Below are 1,845 nucleotides of genomic sequence, written 5' to 3' on the forward strand. Positions count from 1 at the left end.
CGCATATTCCACCGCTTGTTCCGCTTGTGTAATATACGATTCAAGTGATTGACGCTCTGCCATAATTGTCCCTCCTTGCTTCAATTCCCCTTTAGTGTGTCCCTTCCATCTCTACCTTATGAGTATGTTATAATGGATTTTGTTTCATTTTGACTCGGCTTAGGAGGGAAAGTAATGAAGGTTCAAAACCCTTTTCCATATACAAACGACAATAAACGTTATCATACATGGAATTACCATTTACGAAATGAATTTGGTGAAAAAATCTTTAAAGTTTCATTAGATGCTGGCTTCGATTGCCCGAACCGGGACGGTACAGTTGCTTACGGCGGTTGTACATTTTGCAGTGCTGCCGGATCTGGTGACTTCGCTGGTGATCGCCGCGATGATGTTATAACGCAATATCATGAAATGAAAGAAAAAATGCGCTCAAAGTGGAAAGACGGAAAATGTATCGCTTATTTCCAAGCGTACACAAATACACATGCACCACTTGAAGTTTTAAAAGAAAAATTCGAACCGCTTCTAGCAGAAAAAGACGTTGTCGGTCTTTCTATCGCGACTCGTCCAGATTGCTTACCAGACGATGTCGTTGAATATTTAGCGGACTTAAATAAACGCACATACCTTTGGGTTGAACTCGGTTTACAAACTGTTCACGAACGAACTGCAAACCTTATTAATCGCGCTCATGATTACCCATCTTACGTGGAAGGTGTAAATAAATTACGTAAGCATGGCATTAGAGTTTGCTCTCATATTATTAATGGTCTTCCACTTGAAGATTACGACATGATGATGGAAACAGCTCGTGAAGTAGCAAAGCTTGACGTACAAGGAATTAAAATTCATTTACTTCACTTATTAAAAGGAACGCCAATGGTGAAGCAATATGAAAAAGGACAACTCGAGTTCCTTTCTCTTGAAGATTACGTAAGTCTCGTTGTTGACCAACTTGAAATGATTCCAGAAGACGTAATTGTGCACCGCATCACAGGTGACGGTCCGCCTGATTTAATGATTGGCCCAATGTGGAGCTTAAATAAATGGGAAGTATTAAATTCCATCGATGCAGAATTTGTACGCCGCGGAAGCTGGCAAGGAAAATATGCAAATGAGGAGAAACAAAAATGAAATTAGAACGTGTATTACCGTTTGCTCGCTCGCTTCTGCAAACGGCAGTAAAAGAAGGCGATTACGCTGTAGATGCAACTTTAGGAAACGGCCATGACACTTGCTTCCTAGCTGAAATCGTTGGAGATAGCGGAAAAGTATTTGGATTTGATATTCAAAAAGAGGCAATCGAAAGCTCAACAACTCGTCTAAAAGAAAAAGAACTTTTTGAACGTACTGTTTTAGTTCACGATAGTCACGATACTCTTCTATCCGTATTACCAGAAGATGCAAAAGGAAAAGTAACAGGCGCAATTTTCAACTTAGGTTACCTTCCAGGCGGAGACAAGCATATCGTTACAAAACCGAACTCAACAATCTCAGCGATCGAACAACTATTAGAAGTAATGGCACCTGAAGGTATCATCGTTCTTGTCATTTACCACGGACATCCAGAAGGACAAGTAGAACGCGACGCTGTACTTACATTTGCTGAAAAACTAGACCAAAAACAAGCTCACGTACTACGATATGGCTTCATTAACCAGCAAAATAACCCGCCATTTATTGTGGCGATTGAAAAGCGATAAAGTGAAACTTTAATCAGTGGGGGCATCCCCACTGATTATTAGTTGAACCAATCGGGCATTTATGGGCAGTTTATCTCCCACCTAACCTCTTTGCTCCAGGCGAATTTTAAGGTGGGAGTTTTACTGCCCGTTAATGCGGGGT

At 40.9% G+C, this 1,845-nt stretch carries 2 protein-coding genes and 1 pseudogene; 2 read left to right on the forward strand and 1 reads right to left on the reverse strand.

Annotation, left to right across the window (positions count from 1 at the left end):
- Window positions 1–63, reverse strand: a pseudogene (locus MR167_RS31315) (DUF2524 domain-containing protein); the annotation flags it as partial.
- A gap of 111 nt (window positions 64–174) precedes the next feature.
- Between MR167_RS31315 and mnmL the strand changes: the two are divergent.
- Both mnmL and mnmM read left to right on the forward strand, forming a co-directional pair.
- Entirely contained in the window at window positions 175–1,134 is a 960-nt protein-coding gene (gene mnmL, locus MR167_RS31320) for a tRNA modification radical SAM protein MnmL/YtqA (protein WP_000868035.1), read from the forward strand.
- Window positions 1,131–1,703 carry a tRNA 5-(aminomethyl)-2-thiouridylate-methyltransferase MnmM gene (gene mnmM / locus MR167_RS31325; RefSeq protein WP_074790633.1) on the forward strand — a complete coding sequence of 191 codons (573 nt, stop codon included), beginning with the start codon at window positions 1,131–1,133 and terminating at the stop codon, window positions 1,701–1,703. The genes mnmL and mnmM overlap by 4 nt, the downstream gene beginning before the upstream one ends.
- The last annotated feature ends 142 nt before the right edge of the window (window positions 1,704–1,845 follow it).

This window comes from Bacillus cereus group sp. BfR-BA-01355 (genome assembly GCF_022663675.1).
Classification (GTDB): Bacteria; Bacillota; Bacilli; order Bacillales; family Bacillaceae_G; genus Bacillus_A; species Bacillus_A thuringiensis_S.

Coding starts and splice junctions, on each gene's coding strand:
- mnmM (WP_074790633.1), top strand. CDS start 1,131: ATGAAATTAGAACGTGTATTACCGTTTGCTCGCTCGCTTCTGCAAACG.
- mnmL (WP_000868035.1), top strand. CDS start 175: ATGAAGGTTCAAAACCCTTTTCCATATACAAACGACAATAAACGTTAT.